We start from the raw sequence: 17,267 nt of genomic DNA, 5'->3' as shown, positions 1-17,267 counted from the left end.
ACTCAAATGATTTGAAGTTTTAAGCTACTTGCCTAAGCAGTAAAACATCCGCTAAATTCCTTGGGATTAAGTACTTAAAAAAACGTTGTATTACAATTTACTGTGCTTTAGTATTTATAAACTTGACGGCAAATTGTAGTCCCCTATCATCAATAGAATGCATAAGATTTGGTATCTTGTAATTACTATGATCAATATTATATTTCTGTAAATATTCTATTATCTCGTCCATGCTACTTACATCAACCACATCGTCTAATTCGCCATGTATTACGCAAACTGGCGTAGTTTTATTGATACATTCTAATGGGGCGATTAATTTACCAGAAAATCCTACCACACAAGCAAAAGGCTCTTTTTGTACCAAATTTAAATACAGTCCCATCATAGTGCCTTGTGAAAAACCAATTATGATAGTATCTTTATTAGTTAAATTTAGTTCAGCTTGTTTTTTTTGAATTATCTTTGTAACTAAACCACTATTTTTAGCAACTAATTCCCCTATTACATAAGGAGTACGATCATTTAGACTAAACCATTGTCTACCATACGGTGCATTATCAAATTTTTCAACTCCATGCGGCGAAATAAAATGACAATCTAGCAATTCCTTAGATATAAAGGGAACTAAGCTTATTAAGTCATGCCCATCTGAACCAAGCCCATGTAACAATACAACAAGCTTTTTACATTGACCATTCAAACTTTTTACTTCTGGGTAAGATAATATTTCATTTTTAATCATTTTTTAAGCTCTTAAAAAGTTTCCACAGGGGTAACACCCCGTTAACCTAGACGATGCACACAAAATTAGTAAGATGTATACAACTTTTAGTTAAACGTCATTGCGAGAAGCCACTTTAGTGGCGACACTGCAATCCAAATTACTTATTATATTTTTTGTGGATTGCTTCGTCGGCTCATGCCTCCTCGCTAATAGACGTATCTTTTAATAATTCTAAAAAACTTGATTATCGAGTATTAGGCATTTTCTTTTCAAATATTCTCCTTCAACCAAATTAGAAATTTTTTAAACCAACTAGTATCGTTATTATCATTAATATTAAAATTATTTTTTTGTATTTTTAAAGATTGATTTTTTACCATACCTATAGAAGTGGAGTATATATGGGGATTATAATCTTCAGCAAAACCTGGTAATACCTCTGGTTTACCAATTCGTACTTGTTTTTCAAAAATTTTGCTTGCCAGTTCTTTTACTCCTCGGAGCATTGCCCCGCCGCCGGTAATAACAATGCGATAAGCGATCATATTGCCTGCAACAACTCTGTCATATTCTGCTTGAACCATCAATAATATTTCTTCTACTCTTGGATTAATAACAGATGCAAGATATTTTGAAGTAATTGTTGGTCTGCCGCTATCAGGAATCTCCATTTCAGAATCTTCTAAACTAATAATACTATCTTTATCAAAAGAAGATGGCATAGCATTACCATGAAGAATTTTAAGTTTTTCTGCAATATCAAGGCTTACTGAAAAGACTTTTGCTATGTCAGATGTAATATGAAAGCTACCTATATCTATGTAGCTTGTATATAGTAATTTACCTGAGACGAATACACCAAATGAGGTAGTTCTAGCACCCATATCAATTATAATAGAGCCAAGAGTTTTTTCATCTTTTGAAAGACAAGCAATTCCCGAAGCGTAAATTGCTAATATAATATTATTTATTTCAACATGACATTTTGCAAAACAATTGGTAATATTCATCAGCATATTAGAATTTGCTGTAATAATATGTAATTCACACCCTAATTCTTTGCCAAACATCCCAACTGGATCTTCAATAGCATTATTATCGTCAAGAATAAATTCTATAGGAAAATAATGAATAATTTCTTGGTCTTTAAGCTTGAACTCCAATAGGGCTTTTTTGATAAGTTTTTTGATATCTTGCTGTGAGATTGGCTGATTAGAAAGTTTTATTTTATTATTTATGTAATAAGACTTAGTGCCATAGCCTGTTAGTGATATAGTTATTTTTTTTATGTTTTTACCGCAATCTTTTTCTAATGCATAAATCGCCCCGACTATGCTATTTTCTGCCTCTTTTAAATCTAATATAACTCCTGATTTAATGCCTTTTGAGTAATACAGATTTTGGCTTATTATTTTTGCTTCCTCTCTTTTGTCAATATATGCCGCAATGCAAGCTATTTTACTACTGCCAAGGTCAAGAGTAACAAAGTTAGACAATTTGGCTTTCATAATTTTTAATATTTTTCCATATAAACTTTAGTCGAATCTCGTAAATCTATAATTTTATAGTTCTGATTAAATAATATATTTTTCATATCCAATCCTGCAAGATAATCTAAAGCATGTTCAAACCCTAAGTCCGGCATTTTAACAGTAATACCTTGCTCTAGATTTAAATCCCAACGTCTTCCTCCATAACGTACAGAAGAGATAATTTTTTTAGCTAATTCAGGGTGTTTAGCTAAATCCTGAATTAATTTGCTAGTATAAATATTAGCATCCGATCCCACAACATGCAAAAGATTAGAGAAACTACCTATATTATTGGTAATTTTATATCCTTCTTGATCAATAAGAAAAACTTGCCCGTTAATCTGCCAAATAGCAATGGGTATTCTCTCAATTAGTCTTATGTAAAGAGTATTAGGTAATCTTCTCTCAATAATTGAGACATTTTTAATCCAAGGATTGCGTCTTAAATTACTTTTTATTGAATCCAAATCTAAAGAAAAAATAGCTGTACCCTTATCGGCATTTAAAGTAGCCAATATATCTTCTTCCTGAATATTATATTGCCCTTCTATTAAAACATTTTCAAGCCTAAAACCAAGATCAGAAGTGAACTCGTAAATATATTGGGCAATTTCTTGTTTTACAGAAGTAAAATAGTTGGTGAAGAAAAATAAAGAAAGAAAAACTACTAGGATAATTTTAATAAACAATACCACCCTAACATACACCACTCCAATCTTTCGTCGCAGCGGTATATTAGCTTTTTTTTTCTTATTAAACATCTTATTCTTTTTCATGGGTCAATGCTTGCTGTTTCTAAAATTTTTTCAATTAGCGAGCAAAAATCTATTCCCTGTGAAGCAGCTATTTCTGGTATAATCGATAAGGGAGTCATACCAGGATGAGTGTTAATTTCTAGAGCAAAAAATTCATTTGTGCTTTCATCCAAAATAAACTCTGCTCTAATTGCACCTCGGCAATGCATGATTTTATATATTCTTTCAGACTCTTCTAGTAACTTATTATACATATTCTGTGGTAATGGAGCTGGGCATAAATGCTGTGCTAACCCTTCTGTGTACTTAGTATCATAATCATAAAACCGCCGTTTTAGGAGTTTTATTTCCAATACCCCTAAGGCTTCACCGTTTAAAACGGCGACCTGCATTTCTCTCCCCTTAATATATTCCTCAATCATTACTTCACCATAAGGAAAATCATAATCAGCAAAGTTAAAATCATCCTCAACAAATATCACCTCAACACCAATACTTGATCCCTGTGTAATAGGTTTTATAACATACGGTCTTGGCATAGGGTCGTTGGTAATATTATCAGATTTATTAACTACAATATTCTTGGCTATCTTAATATCATTGGTAACAAACCATACTTTTGTATGTGTTTTACTAAATGCTAAAGAAGAAGCAAGAACGCCACTGTGAGTATAAGGAATCCGTAGGATATTTAGTAAGCCAGGAAGACAACCATCTTCACCATAAGTGCCATGTAAACAATTAAAAACTACATCAGGTTTTACCTGCAAAAGTACTGATGCAATATCTACTCCCATATCGATAAAAGTAACTTTATATCCACTATCTACCAAAGCTTTATTAACTGCAGAAGATGATACTAAAGAAATTTCTCGTTCAGCCGACATACCGCCACCTATTAGCGCCACGTGCTTTTTCCCTTTATTACTCAATATGGTAACCTTAGAATTCGCAATAAAGCTAGTATGATATTTATGCATATTTTCCTATTCGTTTAATCTCCCATTCTAGACTAATTCCACTATCTTCAAATACATTCTTTTTAACGAGATCACCTAGATCTTCTAAATCACGAGCAGAGCTATTACCATGGTTTATCATAAAATTACAATGTAGTTGCGACATAGAAGCCCCACCAATTCTGTATCCTCTCATACCAGCCTTGTCAATTAGTTGCCATGCTTTATGATTTTCTGGATTAGCAAATGTACTGCCGCTCGTCCGTTCTTTAATCGGCTGGGTTGCTAGCCTATTTTTATTTATTTCATCCATTTTTGCTAGGATCATCTCTCGCTCCCCAATAGTTGCCTTAAAGATAGCCCTAGTTATAATCAAATCTTTTGGTAAATTATTACCACGATACTTAAAACCTATCTTTTCGTTAGGGATTAGGATAAAATTTCCTCTAGAGTCTATTGCTTCAATTGCTATTATGATATCTTTAAACTCTGAACCATACGCCCCAGCGTTCATAACCACTCCACCACCTATAGTACCCGGTATACCAACCAAAAACTCAAACCCGGTAATTGCTTGACTTTGACAGAATTTTGCCAAATTATAGTTCAGGCAACCAGCTCCCACTGACAATTTGTTATCGCCTTGAAATCCTATATTAGTAAAATTTTGACCAAGTTTTACTACAACTCCATCTATACCACCATCTCTAATGATAATATTTGATCCAGCCCCTAAAACAGTTATTGGCCTCTGTTGTTGGTTTTGTGATACAAAATTTGCTAAATCTTGTACATCTAATGGTTTAAACAAGACTTCAGCTGGTCCACCAACTTTAAACCAAGTTAGATGACTTAAATTGTAATTATTTCTATATTCACCAACAGTCTTAGGTAATTTCATAATTATAAAATATCTCCCTTAATACCATAATACCCTACATTTTTCTATAATCATCATAGCAAGGCTCTTTAGATGCCGCAACTGTTGAAAGTTAGTGAATATAGTTTCCCTATACGTCATTGCGCATAGGTGTCAACTTAAGAGCGTAATGATTGAGCATGTATAAGTAAATTAAACCTAAACGTCATTGCGAGAAGCCGCTGCAAGCGGCGACGCGGCAATCTAAGATACGCGAAGCGTTACTCTAAAAAACAGCTTCGCTGTTTATCTGGATCGCCACGGCATCTAACGATGCCTCGCGATGACGGCTGTGTTTAATTTGTTTATACATGTTCAATCATTACGCTCCTAAGTTGACGCCTATACGTCATTGCGAGATCACGTAGTGGTCGTGGCAATCCATTTTTAATCACTTTTATGTATTGCTTCGTTCGAGCTTCGCGGCTCCTCGCAATGACGTTCTCGCGTAAATTGCTGATGCAAATCATTGGCCCAAGCAGAAATGCTCCCAGCACCCATCATTACTATTATATCATTTGGCATAGCTTCACTAATAATAATTTTAGCTATATCTTTGTGATCCTCGATAAAGGCTGCCATTGGATGAGATTTAGTATTGTTGATTTCATCCACTATACTTTTTCCTGTTATACCATCTATTGGCTGTTCCCCGCCAGCATATATATCCGTGATATACACCTGGTCAGCATCAACAAAACAAGTCAAAAAATCATCAAACAAATATTTAACCCTTGTGTACCTATGTGGTTGGAAGATTGCTATAATCTTACTATTTTGCTTGTTAGCAATGTTTCTTGCTGTAGCAAGTGTAGCTTTTACTTCCTCTGGATGGTGAGCATAATCATCAATTATGGTAGCACTGTTATATTCGGCTACCTTAGTAAATCTCCGTTTGATCCCTTTGAAACTATTAAATCCATTTTTAATGATTTTAATACCAAAATCAAGTTCCACAGCTATCGCTATAGCAGCAAGAGCATTAAGGATATTGTGTCTCCCTGGGGTAGGTAAGGTAATTTGCTCTATAATTGTTACACCATTTACGTTAGGTAGGTTAATTCGCACATCAAAAGTTGATGATGTAATATCGAAATTCAAATTAAAGGCTTGTATGTGAGCATCATTTGAGTCTATGCCATAAGTTATAATTTTACGCTCAAAGATGCTACTTACTAAATTTCTAACAACTTTATGATCAATACAAGCAACTGCAAAGCCATAAAATGGTAAATTAGTTATAAAGCTCCTAAAAGCTTGAATTAAACTATCAAAATCATGGTAAAAATCTAGATGCTCAGGATCAATATTAGTTATTACCGCAATTGTTGATGGCACACGAATAAAAGTTGCATCAGACTCATCGGCTTCGGCTATCAGATAATTCCCAGACCCAAGATAGGCGTTAGTAGATTTACTATTAACAATACCACCATTAATTAAAGTCGGACAAAGCCCGGCAGCTTCAAATAAACAAGCAACGAGTGATGTTGTAGTAGTCTTGCCATGTGAGCCAGAAATTGCTACAGAGCATTTTAGCCTCATTAATTCAGCCAGCATTTCAGCCCGCCTAATTATTGGTATCTTTCTATGTAAGGCTTCCTGAATTTCAGGGTTATCTTTATTTATAGCTGATGATACTACTACATATGAAACATTAGTGACATTTTGTCCTTGATGACCAAGGAAAACCTTAATACCATTAGTTTCTAGTCTTTTGGTATTATAATCTTCTACTATATCAGAACCTTGTACTTTATATCCAAGATTATGGAGTATTTCGGCAATGCCACTCATACCGATTCCTCCGATACCTATAAAATGCATCGTATCAAGAGTTCCGTTTATTTTTTTTAATTCTAATAAAAACATTTTATATAATAATAGTTATAGTTGTTTATCTCTTGCATAATCAGTTTTTAACCAAAGGTCAAGCTTTTAAGAAAAAATATTTCGATTGATTTGAGTATACTCACTAACAATAATCACAGACCTCTGTGACCTAACCCATTAGCTGATCTATTTCAGGTTTTATTTGTGATTCCCAAGTTTTAGCAAGTGTGCAATCCGTAGGATCAATAAGCAATATTTTTGTTGTTGCTGTAAATTCGTGATCTGCTGCCATAATTTCATAAGTCGCTCTCATTTTATTAGAATAATGATCGTACTCATCTACAGTCATTTTTGCCTCCCAACTTTTACTATTACTACATTTAGCTATTATTTGTGATCTAGTAAAAGAATTAACACAAATAAATATTATATCAGGAAATTGTACGGTCTTATGAGTAGTTTGTACCTGATCTGTATAATGTCTTTTTAGCATCTCCCAACTAAATCCTTGATCTCCACAAACAGCACCTTGGTATCCAATTACTTCTGGAAACCCTCCTTTACAAAATATGTACTGATGATTTTCTAAAGCACTACTAATTAGATTATCATAGATATTACAGCTTGCAGTTATATATAATGCTCCACTTACTGTATTGTTAATTTTATCTTCTACTCTATCAAATTGAACAATTTTCTCTCCAAACTCAGTACTTTTTGGATCATCTACAATCGAGATAAGTTCTGGTGCAACCTTTCTTTCTTGCATAAGATAATCTACAGACATTTGTCTATATTCGTTTTTTCCAGCAAAACTCATACCACAAAACATTACATATTTACTCATAGTTATACCTCCCTATTTATATTATTTTATTATAATAACATAAAATAATTAAACACTAAGTACATTAGATAAATTTTTACAATTAATAAAGTAATAATCTTTCTAATTAACCTGAATTCGATGTAACAAGTTACATTGAACTTCCGTGATAAGAGTAATAAGAAGTTGACAACTCTACATGATGATTCAATTACCCGGTGCTTTACAAAAAGGTCAAGTATGCGTATATATGTTCGTCTAGTAAGAGTTAATTACTATAATTTAATAATTCTGTAATATTTAGTTTGTATTAATTAACATTTATTAGATTATATCTTTAATTAATAATAATGAGCATAAATTTATGACTGATAGTCTTCCATCTAATAGCTACTTTAGTAAATCACCAAAAGTAGAGGATGATAATCTTGCTGTTAATCCTGCTGTTAATCTTGATGCAGTTTCTGATGATTCAGTTTCTCCCCCATCCTTCTCCTTGCCTTATAGTGTTGCTAACTCAACGTTTTACACTTCCCTTGTCAATGTACAGGGACACACGAACGACCACAATAACGACCACAATTAGGGAATATAAAATTATAGAAACCCATTATGAAAACAAATATGACTATTGCTAAAAAAAATATCCACCCACACTTAGTGCAGCTATATTATATGATATAATGCCTTATATTAACTATAAATATAAGGCATTAATATGTTTGGTCAGATTTTAGGTAACATAGGAAGTAGCATTGGTGGTGTTTTTGGTGGCGGTATATTATCCACTATTGGGCGATTTGCCAGTAGGACACTCGGTGATTACTTAGAACATTTAAATTATGAACCTGAGGAGTATTACCATTTTAAAAATATTAGAGAAAGTTTTTCCTTATCAAAAGCTGTATATGGACATCCAATAACCTTAGTTTTTGGTACGGCAAGGGTCAATGGTAAAATAATTTGGGCAAGTCAAATTAAGGAAGTACAAGTTACCAGTGTTACACAACGAGGTTTATCAGCTACTACCGAAACTGCTTCTATCCATAATGTAACGGAATGTGAATATTATTTATCCTTTGCAGTTAGCTTATGTGAAGGCGAAATAGCTGAAATTGGTAGAGTATGGGTTAATGATCAGTTACTCAATCTTGAACAATATAAATTCAGGCTTTATTTAGGGTCAGAAGAGCAATTACCCGATCCTTTAATTGCTGCAACTGAAGCTCAAGGTCAAGCACCAGCATTTCGTGGATTAAGTTATGCTGTATTTGAAGACCTACCCTTAGCTGATTTTAATAATTCAGTGCCTAACTTCTCCTTTGAAGTAACTAGGAAGGCTAATATTCCCGGTGACATTGAAGACGATAATAGCTCTATTGCGAAACTGTATATGAGAGAGGAATTTCTAGGAAAAATCAAGCAAAAAACCGGAACATACTTTAGCGTATGTGAGGATTTTGAGCTTGATTCTGACAACAAAATTACCTCTCAGATACAGTTTCGGAGTGTAGAAGATTTAGTTGAGGCTGTTGACATAATTCCAGGATCTGGAGAATTTGTTTACGACACTATAGTACAATACAAAACTATACTAAACTCTTTAGGCGGTATCATTAGTAAAAAACCAATAAATTCAAATAATTACCGTAATATTGCTAATAGTCTTTATAGTCTAAATCAAATGAAAATTATATGCCCTAACATCAAATGGGTTGCACCAGTTGTATGTTGGTTTGGCGATAGTTTGGATATTGCAAGTTGTACTATTAAACCTGCTGTGGAATTTAATGACCCAAATACAGAATATTCAGAACAATGGCAAGTTGGGAAATATTTACGTGATACGGCAAGGCTAGTATCACGAGATGCAGATGATTTCCCTAAATATGGCGGCAGCGTCAATGATGCTAGCTTAATCCGTTACTTATAGGAATTAAAACGTAGAAACTTTAAAGTTATGTTTTATCCAATGTTTTTTTTGGATGTTTGGCAAAAGCCATGGCGTGGTCATTTAACAGGCTGCGTAAATTCAATAGTAGATTTTTTTAATAAAGATGAGGGTTATAATAATTTTATCCTACATTATGCTAAATTGGTTAAAGATCATATTGATGGTTTCGTAATCGGTTCTGAACTAATAGGTTTAACTAGCGTCAAGGATCAACATAATAATTTTCCCGCTGTTACCCAATTGATAAAATTAGCAAAATTAGTCAAAGAAATCGTGGGTAATAATGTACTTGTTACTTATGCAGCAGATTGGTCATAGTATCATCACACACAAGATGGATGGTATAATTTAGACAAATTATTTGCCTCAGAATATATAGATTTTGTAGGTATTGATGCCTACTTTCCTGTAACGAGAAGCATAAATTCAGGAATTTTACCAGAAGAAATCATGAAAGGCTGGCAATCAGGTGAAGGATATGATTACTTTATAGATAAAAATGGTGGCAAGCATCAGTTAGCTGCCGATTATGCTTGGAAGAATTTAAGATATTGGTGGGAGAATTATCATCGTAATCCTGATGGTGTTACAACAGAATGGCAACCAAGAATGAAAAAAATTTGGTTTACGGAATTTGGCTTTCCTTCCATTGATAAAGCAACTAATCAACCTAATATATTCTTTGATCCTTTATGTAGTGATGGTGGAGTACCGAGATATTCTACTGGCGAAGTTGATTTTTCTATTCAGCGTAAAGCTATCCGAAGTTTTATTGAATATTGGCAAACGCAAGAATATATCGAACAAATGTTTTTATGGACTTGGGATGCCAGACCTTACCCAGCTTGGTCACATAGTAATATTTGGCGAGATGGTAACTTATGGGCAAAAGGGCATTGGGTTAATAATAAATTTGGGGCTTGTAGTTTAGCGGCAATAATTCTCGAATTGTCTTATAAATGCGGTATTCCATTAAAGAACATCGATATATCAACTCTCGATGAAGCTGTAGAAGGGTTGGTATTAAATAAAGCTTTGTCTTGTATTGATGTTATTAACCTTTTGCGGATTATATATTTCTTTGATATCATAGCTTATCAGGAACAAATTAAGTTCACCAAACGTGGATATTCTACCCCTAGTCATATTAGTCCCAAAATATTGGTTAAACTATCAAGCAATAGTTATTTAGAACAAATAGAAATTTCTAAAACTAGCATTATTAGTAAACTAGCACTAAACTTTATCGACCGGTATGATGATTATAATAATAGCTTTTGCCAAATAAATAGTGAGAATCTTTCACATAGAGCTATTCCTAACTTAAAACTACCTATTATACTATCTTATCTTGAAGCTGAAAGATTAGGACGGTTAATCCTAAAAAATGCCGCTACTGAAACTAAAATTTTAAGATTTATCATGCCAGCAAATTTTATTAAATATCAACCGGGGGATTTTATCATATTATATTATCGGAATTATCAATATCAGATTAGAATTATCTCCATGAGATTATTTCGCCTAACAGCTGAAATTCACGGAATTATTGATGAAGTTGAGAGTTATATATTCAAGTGAATAGCTGCTTATAGTACCCTTTTTTATATAACCACTATTAAAATGGCTGCTGATCGTCATTGCACATAGGCGTCAACACAATTCTTGCTTTTCTATTCTAGAGTATATAAGCAGCAAAAATTTATTTGGAATCTATCCAAGATATATTCCCATCCCGACGATAATAAACTACATTCATGCGATTAGTATGACTATTTTGAAACATTAAAGCAGGAAGGTTCTCCATATCCATTTTCATCACTGCTCCACTTACTGATAGAGTTAATATTTCTACAGATTTTTCTGCTATAATTACAGGATTATCATATGCTGCCACATTATCTTCGTCTTCATGTTCATATTGATGGGGTGTTATAGTATATTTAACTGCTTTAGATGTTACTTCGGATATTTTAACTCTATCATGACGATCCTTGAGCTTAGATTTATACTTTCTAAGCTGCTTTTCAAGTCTAGCAAGAGCAATATCAAACGCTGAATATATGTCATCTGAAGCAGCGTTACCTTTCAATATCATATGTCTGCCTGTACCATCATTCACGACAATATCACAAACCAATTGGAATCCTTGTTTAGAAAAATGCACATTTGCACTAATTATTACATCACAAAAATACTTTTCTGACACCTGCATAGTACGATTTTTTACGTAGTCTTGCAAAGAATTCCCAATAGAAATATGTTGACCTGATACTGATATTTGCATAAAATCCCCTTTATATTTAGTTAAGTCAAATATTATATGTAATAATCAGATGCAGAGTCGTCTCAAATCTGATTGTTTCGATAATTTCACCGAATTTGGGATACTCAAATGATCCTACGAATTGGATTTGAAAATGAATAGTGAGCAGGCGTAGCGTACATATAGTATAGTTACGCATGCGAATCCATGATATTTTCAAAAAACAATTCGTAGGAGCAGAAGAGTATATAAGAATTAACAAATTCTTATCCCTAATTCGTATAACTACCTATCTATAAAACTAATGTATAATCATGTGAATTTCAAGCCATTATTTTGAAATTTTTATAATGACTTGATAATTGCTTTAGATAAAATATAAGCTTATAACGCTTACTTCAAATTGTTCTTTTAAAGTATTTTTCAGTTAAAAAGCGATTCTTTGACCGTAATTTTACCTAAATTGTAACATTTTATAGCTAACTTAAATAAGGTTATAATTTTGTTCTAAATAATGTTTTTTTTGTTTTTACTATCTGTTTTGTTGTGATGACTTTCTAAGCCTAGATTTATTCTTATGTAGCTTTATAATTGCTTTAGTTACTCTTACTACAAAAGATGGCTCAATCCCACCTTCTAGACAAGTTTCTTTAAAAGATTCACTACCACCAAAAATCCATAATTTTGCTTCTTGTTCTAGCTTTTTTGCTGTGCGGAATTTTGATATATTGGTTGCATCAATAATTGCCTGAGTAATAATAGCTTTACGTAAGATGACATCAGGTGAATTAGTGTATGATTTAAGACGTTCAAATGGGGATTGGAATTTAATAACATTATATATATTTACTTTGTTAACCATAAATTTATTACCATATATTGATTTTAATTAAGTTCTGCGTGCAGAACCTAAGAAGTATAATGATTTTTATGCGTGTACTAATAGTTTCAGGGTAAAAAAGTGTAAATATTTTAAACTTTCTTAATAATTTAACCTGTATTCGATGTAACAAGTTAATACTAGGCTCAAGTAATCATCCCCATTAGGAGGATATCAGCCCACAACTGTTGAAAGTTTACAAATACCTATACCACAGCGTCTATTAGCGAGCGTAAGCGAAGCAATCTAGGAAACAATCTATAGATAAATGATGTTACTGGATTGCTTCGTCGGCCTTACAGCCTCCGTAACTCGTGACGTATAGGAAGCTGTATTTACTAACTTTCAACAGTTGTGGATATCAGCCCTGCGTAGCTTACTATTACCCACATCTTTTTTTCGTTCGCTAGCAAATGGCTCACACTAGACTCATTGGTTATTTTGTGGTACAATATAAATGTTTTGGTATATTCGAATGATCCTACGAATTGGATTTGAAAATGAGGGACAAGCGAACTAGGTCATAGTACCCTACATTTTTCTATAATCGTCATAGCAAGGCTCTTTAGATGTCGTGGCGATCTAGGTAAACAGCGAAGCTGTTTTTTTAGAGTAACGCTTCGCGTATCCTGGATTGCCGCGTCGCCGCTTTTTCGCGACTCCTCGCTAATAGACGATCAGCAGCCATTTTAATAGTGGTTATATAAAAAATGTAGGGTACTATGGAACTAGGTATACATTTATCACGCGAGTTCCTGATATTTTCAAAAAACAATTCTTCAAAGCAGAAAATTATAAATAATTTATGGTTTTAAAGTACTATGTCTGTGTTACCTATTGTTACTGCTCCAGATTCAAGATTAAAACAAAAATCTTTGCCAGTAAGTATAATCGATGATACTATAAGAAAGTTGATGGATGACATGGTTGAAACTATGTATCATGATCGTGGTGTGGGGTTAGCTGCCATTCAGATTGGAATAACTAAACGTATATTGGTAGTTGATTTGCAGAATAATGATGATACAGAAAGACCTGTTGGTTTTTATCCATTATTTATCGCTGACCCGAAGATAATAGACAAATCTAAAGAATTAGTTGTGGCAGTAGAAGGGTGTTTATCTTTACCGGAGCAACAGGTCGAGGTAGCAAGGTCTGAGTCTATAACTATAAGATTCTTAGATTATAATAATATCCAGCAAGAATTAAAAGCTGATGGTTGGCTTGCTAGGGTTATTCAACATGAAATGGATCATTTAGATGGTAGGCTACTAATTGATTATTTAAGTGATATGAAAAAGGACGTAGCATTACGTAAATTAAAAAAGCTAAAAAATAATATTTTGTGAAAGTAATTTTTATGGGTACGCCAGAATTTGCTGTACCTACTCTTAAAAGTTTAATTAACAGCAAAGATCACCAAGTGGTTGCCGTATTCACTCAAGCTGCAAAATCTAAAGGAAGGGGACTAAATGAGGTAGCATCACCTATCCATAGTTTGGCATCAAAATATGATATTCCAACTTATACCCCTAAAACCTTGAGAACCGAAGAAATAACCAATTTAATTAATTCAATTGATGCAGATATAATAGTAGTAGTTGCTTATGGGTTTTTGATACCACAAGCTATCCTACAAGCCAAAAAATATGGATGTCTTAATATCCATCCCTCAAGTTTACCACGTCATAGGGGAGCGGCCCCATTGCAGCGTACTATTATAGAGGGAGACCCTGAAACTTCTGTATGCATAATGCAGATGGATGAGGGGTGGGATACTGGTGATATTATATTGCAGCATTCGTTTTCACTCTCTCCTAGAATAACTTTACCAATTTTGCATGACCAATGTGCAGAAATAGGGGCTGATTTATTGGTTAAAACTTTAGATAATATTGATAACTTACCAAGGATTGTCCAAGATAAAGATGGAGTAACTTATGCTCATAAACTCAAGAAAGAAGAAGGAAAGATCGATTGGTATGAGACTGCTTACAAAATAGATTGTAGAATTCGCGGTATGAATCCATGGCCTGGAATATATTTTGAATATAGAGGTAAAGTTATAAAGATCCTAGAAGCGTATTATAATGATTTGGATGTTAAATTACCTCCTGGTACTGTGGTTAATAATAGTGTCTTGGAGATAGCTTGTGGTAAGGGTACTTTGATTATCAAAAAATTACAGCAAGAAGGAAGAAAAGCTTTAAACGTTGAAGAATTTATACGTGGGGTACAAATCCCCCTAGGTACTTTATTGGATTGATGTGGGAGAATTAGTATATACTAACTCCAACCACTCGTCTTCATCAATAATTTTAATTCCAAGCTCCTTAGCTTTTCTGAGTTTACTACCGGCATCGCTACCCGCTACCACTAAAGCAGTAGCAGACGAAACACTACTACTTACTTTAGCTCCTAACTTCTCTGCCTGAGATTTTGCTTCTGCTCTTGAAAGAGTGAGTAGAGAACCGGTAAATACCACAACTTTGCCAGTTAATGCGGTTTTGGTGGTTTGACCACTATAGTCTTGAATTTCTAAAATTTTACTTAGCTGATGAATAATTTGTAGATTTTCTTTAATATCAAAGAAGTCGATAATATCCACCAAAATTTTATCTCCTATTCCTTCTAGATCATTTAACCTTTGGTACATAGGCTGATCACCTTTTAATAAAGATTCCATAGCTTCTATAAAATTACCATAATTCTGAAATTCTCGAGCAAGTAATTTGGCATTTTGTTCGCCAATATGCCTAATTCCTAAGGAATAAATGAATCTGTTTAAGGAAACATTTTTAGCTTTGTCGATGTTTGCGAATAAGTTTTCTACAGATCTTCGCCCCCATCCTATCATATTTTCAAGCTTGACTAAGCTTTTTTCATTATTATTTTGTAAATAAAAAATATCCACTGGATTTTTTATTAAAGACTCTTTCAGTAGAAATTCTATTTGCTTTTTTCCTAAACCGTCTATATCTAAAGCATTTTTAGAGCTAAAATGACAAATTCGTTCGTAATTCTGAGCAGGGCAATTTAACCCATTATCACAACGAATTATTATTGTCTCTTGATTATAATGTAAATGAGAACCACAAGATGGGCAAAGTTTTGGCATATCGATTTTTTGTGATTCACTAGAACGTCGAGTAAAATCTACGGCAGTAATTTGCGGTATGACATCACCTGCCCTCTGCAAAAATACATAATCATTGATCCTTATATCTTTCCTTATGATTTCCTGATAATTATGTAATGTAGCTCTTGATACCCTAACTCCCCCAATAGAAAGCGGCTCTAACTCAGCAACAGGCGTTAATACACCTGTCCTACCTACTTGTAGAGTAATATTAATTAGTTTAGTTTGACCAACTATTGCAGGGAATTTATGAGCAATAGCAAATCTTGGACTTCTTGCAATAAACCCCATTCTTTGCTGCAAAGCAAAATCATTTAACTTATACACAACACCATCAATTTCATAAGGCAATTGATCTCTAGATGAATTCAAATATTCGTAGAAAAATTTCAGATCATCTTCAGAATACGCTAATTTTCCTATATTATTAACAATAAATCCTAGCTCTTTCAGTTTATGTAATAAAGCATCTTGAGAATCAGCTATTTTGCTACTACTACTTCCCACAGCATAAACAAAATATTGTAGTGATCTACTTGCTGTAATGTTTGGATCTAACTGCCTTAATGATCCGGCAGCAGCATTACGTGGATTTGCAAACTTATCTTTCCCATATAATTCCTGTACTTGATTTAATAATAGGAAATCATTTTTATTAATATAGACCTCACCTCGTACTTCCAAAATTTCGGGGCTTGATACTATTGAATGAGGGAAATTCTTGATAGTCTTAATATTTTCAGTTATATCTTCTCCAATAAAACCATCCCCTCTTGTCGCAGCAGTGGTGAGTATGCCATTCTTATAGGTAGCAGAAAAAGATAGACCGTCTATTTTAGGTTCGCAAAAGATAGGTTGAAAACTATCAAGACGTAAGAAATTCTTTATTCTATTTATAAATTCTGATACATCCTCATTATCAAATGCATTACTAAGAGAAAACATTGGATTTATATGTTTTACTTTAGAAAATTTCTCTGCAGCTAGGCTACCGATTTGTTTAGTTGGACTATTTGCCAGCACAAGATGAGGAAATTTTTTTTCAAGTTCAAGATTTAAATTAAATAATTGATCATATTCAGCATCAGAAATCAGAGGAGTATCTTCTTGGTGATATGCTTTATTATATTTTTCTATCTCACTTGCCAGTTGTTTTAGTAAGTTTTCTACCTCTGATTCAGAAAGATGTTCAATATTGGTTGGAATATTTTGCATATTAATCGTAAAAGTTTAAAGATCAGACGTCATTGCGAGGAGGCTGTAAGACCGACGAAGCAATCCAGTAACATCATTTATCTATAGATTGTTTCGCTTACGCTCGCAATGACGCTGTGGTATAGGTGTTTGTAAACTTTTGACAGTTGTGGAGACCGTAGGTCGACGAAGCAATCTATATGACAAGCTTCATGGATTGCCACGCTCACGTACGTTCGCTCGCTAATAGACGGTTTTTTAACTTTCAACAGTTATGCATGAT

15 protein-coding genes and 1 pseudogene are annotated in these 17,267 nt (G+C 33.5%); 6 read left to right on the top strand and 10 right to left on the bottom strand.

Annotated elements, in window-relative coordinates; genetic code table 11:
* Window positions 1-97: 97 nt before the first annotated feature.
* The 7 genes from ACQH1W_RS02205 to ACQH1W_RS02175 all read right to left on the bottom strand — a co-directional run bounded on the left by ACQH1W_RS02205 (window position 98) and on the right by ACQH1W_RS02175 (window position 7,572).
* Entirely contained in the window at window positions 98-745 is a 648-nt protein-coding gene (locus tag ACQH1W_RS02205) for a dienelactone hydrolase family protein (protein WP_341763133.1), read from the bottom strand.
* Window positions 746-996: 251 nt separating this feature from the next.
* Complete coding sequence (gene ftsA, locus ACQH1W_RS02200) at window positions 997-2,235, bottom strand: cell division protein FtsA (RefSeq protein ID WP_425361125.1); 1,239 nt, start codon at window positions 2,233-2,235, stop codon at window positions 997-999.
* 5 nt (window positions 2,236-2,240) lie between these two features.
* Window positions 2,241-3,035 carry a cell division protein FtsQ/DivIB gene (locus tag ACQH1W_RS02195; RefSeq protein ID WP_375332923.1) on the bottom strand — a complete coding sequence of 265 codons (795 nt, stop codon included), beginning with the start codon at window positions 3,033-3,035 and terminating at the stop codon, window positions 2,241-2,243.
* Window positions 3,032-3,994, bottom strand: coding sequence for a D-alanine--D-alanine ligase (locus ACQH1W_RS02190; RefSeq protein WP_375332922.1), 963 nt, complete (start codon window positions 3,992-3,994; stop codon window positions 3,032-3,034). The genes ACQH1W_RS02195 and ACQH1W_RS02190 overlap by 4 nt, the downstream gene beginning before the upstream one ends.
* Window positions 3,987-4,874, bottom strand: coding sequence for a UDP-N-acetylmuramate dehydrogenase (murB, locus tag ACQH1W_RS02185; protein ID WP_375332921.1), 888 nt, complete (start codon window positions 4,872-4,874; stop codon window positions 3,987-3,989). Before murB ends, ACQH1W_RS02190 begins: the two co-directional genes overlap by 8 nt.
* A gap of 405 nt (window positions 4,875-5,279) precedes the next feature.
* Window positions 5,280-6,764 (bottom strand): UDP-N-acetylmuramate--L-alanine ligase, encoded by a 1,485-nt coding sequence (murC, locus tag ACQH1W_RS02180; protein WP_425361124.1) that lies wholly within the window; start codon window positions 6,762-6,764, stop codon window positions 5,280-5,282.
* Between the two features lie 130 nt (window positions 6,765-6,894).
* Window positions 6,895-7,572 carry a hypothetical protein gene (locus ACQH1W_RS02175; protein WP_375332919.1) on the bottom strand — a complete coding sequence of 226 codons (678 nt, stop codon included), beginning with the start codon at window positions 7,570-7,572 and terminating at the stop codon, window positions 6,895-6,897.
* Between the two features lie 343 nt (window positions 7,573-7,915).
* Here ACQH1W_RS02175 and ACQH1W_RS02170 point away from each other — a divergent pair, with 343 nt between their 5' ends.
* From ACQH1W_RS02170 to ACQH1W_RS02155, 4 genes and pseudogenes are all read left to right on the top strand, one after another.
* Complete coding sequence (locus ACQH1W_RS02170; protein ID WP_341763127.1) at window positions 7,916-8,137, top strand: hypothetical protein; 222 nt, start codon at window positions 7,916-7,918, stop codon at window positions 8,135-8,137.
* A gap of 132 nt (window positions 8,138-8,269) precedes the next feature.
* Window positions 8,270-9,484, top strand: coding sequence for a hypothetical protein (locus ACQH1W_RS02165; RefSeq protein ID WP_425361123.1), 1,215 nt, complete (start codon window positions 8,270-8,272; stop codon window positions 9,482-9,484).
* A 27-nt stretch (window positions 9,485-9,511) separates the two neighbouring features.
* Window positions 9,512-10,294 (top strand): annotated as a pseudogene (locus ACQH1W_RS02160) (baseplate megatron protein TIM-barrel domain-containing protein); the annotation flags it as partial.
* 18 nt (window positions 10,295-10,312) lie between these two features.
* Entirely contained in the window at window positions 10,313-11,086 is a 774-nt protein-coding gene (locus ACQH1W_RS02155) for a phage tail protein (protein ID WP_375333199.1), read from the top strand.
* Between the two features lie 121 nt (window positions 11,087-11,207).
* Here the strand turns inward: ACQH1W_RS02155 and hpf are convergent, their stop codons facing one another.
* Window positions 11,208-11,792: a ribosome hibernation-promoting factor, HPF/YfiA family gene (gene hpf, locus ACQH1W_RS02150; RefSeq protein WP_341762089.1), complete on the bottom strand. Its 585-nt coding sequence runs from the start codon at window positions 11,790-11,792 to the stop codon at window positions 11,208-11,210.
* A 511-nt stretch (window positions 11,793-12,303) separates the two neighbouring features.
* Window positions 12,304-12,633, bottom strand: coding sequence for a hypothetical protein (locus ACQH1W_RS02145; RefSeq protein ID WP_341763126.1), 330 nt, complete (start codon window positions 12,631-12,633; stop codon window positions 12,304-12,306).
* Between the two features lie 839 nt (window positions 12,634-13,472).
* Between ACQH1W_RS02145 and def the strand changes: the two genes are divergently transcribed.
* Both def and fmt read left to right on the top strand, forming a co-directional pair.
* Window positions 13,473-14,000, top strand: a complete 528-nt coding sequence (gene def, locus ACQH1W_RS02140; protein WP_425361122.1) for a peptide deformylase — start codon at window positions 13,473-13,475, stop codon at window positions 13,998-14,000.
* A complete protein-coding gene (fmt, locus tag ACQH1W_RS02135) occupies window positions 13,997-14,917 on the top strand; it encodes a methionyl-tRNA formyltransferase (RefSeq protein WP_375332917.1) in 921 nt (306 codons plus the stop codon). Before def ends, fmt begins: the two co-directional genes overlap by 4 nt.
* On the opposite strand, the gene ligA is transcribed toward fmt, so the two are convergent.
* On the bottom strand, window positions 14,906-17,005 hold the full coding sequence (ligA, locus tag ACQH1W_RS02130; RefSeq protein ID WP_375332916.1) for an NAD-dependent DNA ligase LigA: 2,100 nt from the start codon (window positions 17,003-17,005) through the stop codon (window positions 14,906-14,908). The two genes, fmt and ligA, sit on opposite strands and share 12 nt — an antisense overlap.
* Between the last annotated feature and the right edge of the window lie 262 nt (window positions 17,006-17,267).

Origin of the sequence: Candidatus Tisiphia endosymbiont of Stenodema calcarata, from assembly GCF_964030695.1 — a bacterium.
Taxonomy (GTDB): Bacteria; Pseudomonadota; Alphaproteobacteria; order Rickettsiales; family Rickettsiaceae; genus Tisiphia.
Note: the sequence above shows the minus strand (reverse complement) of the source record. Positions and strands in the feature narration are given on the sequence as shown.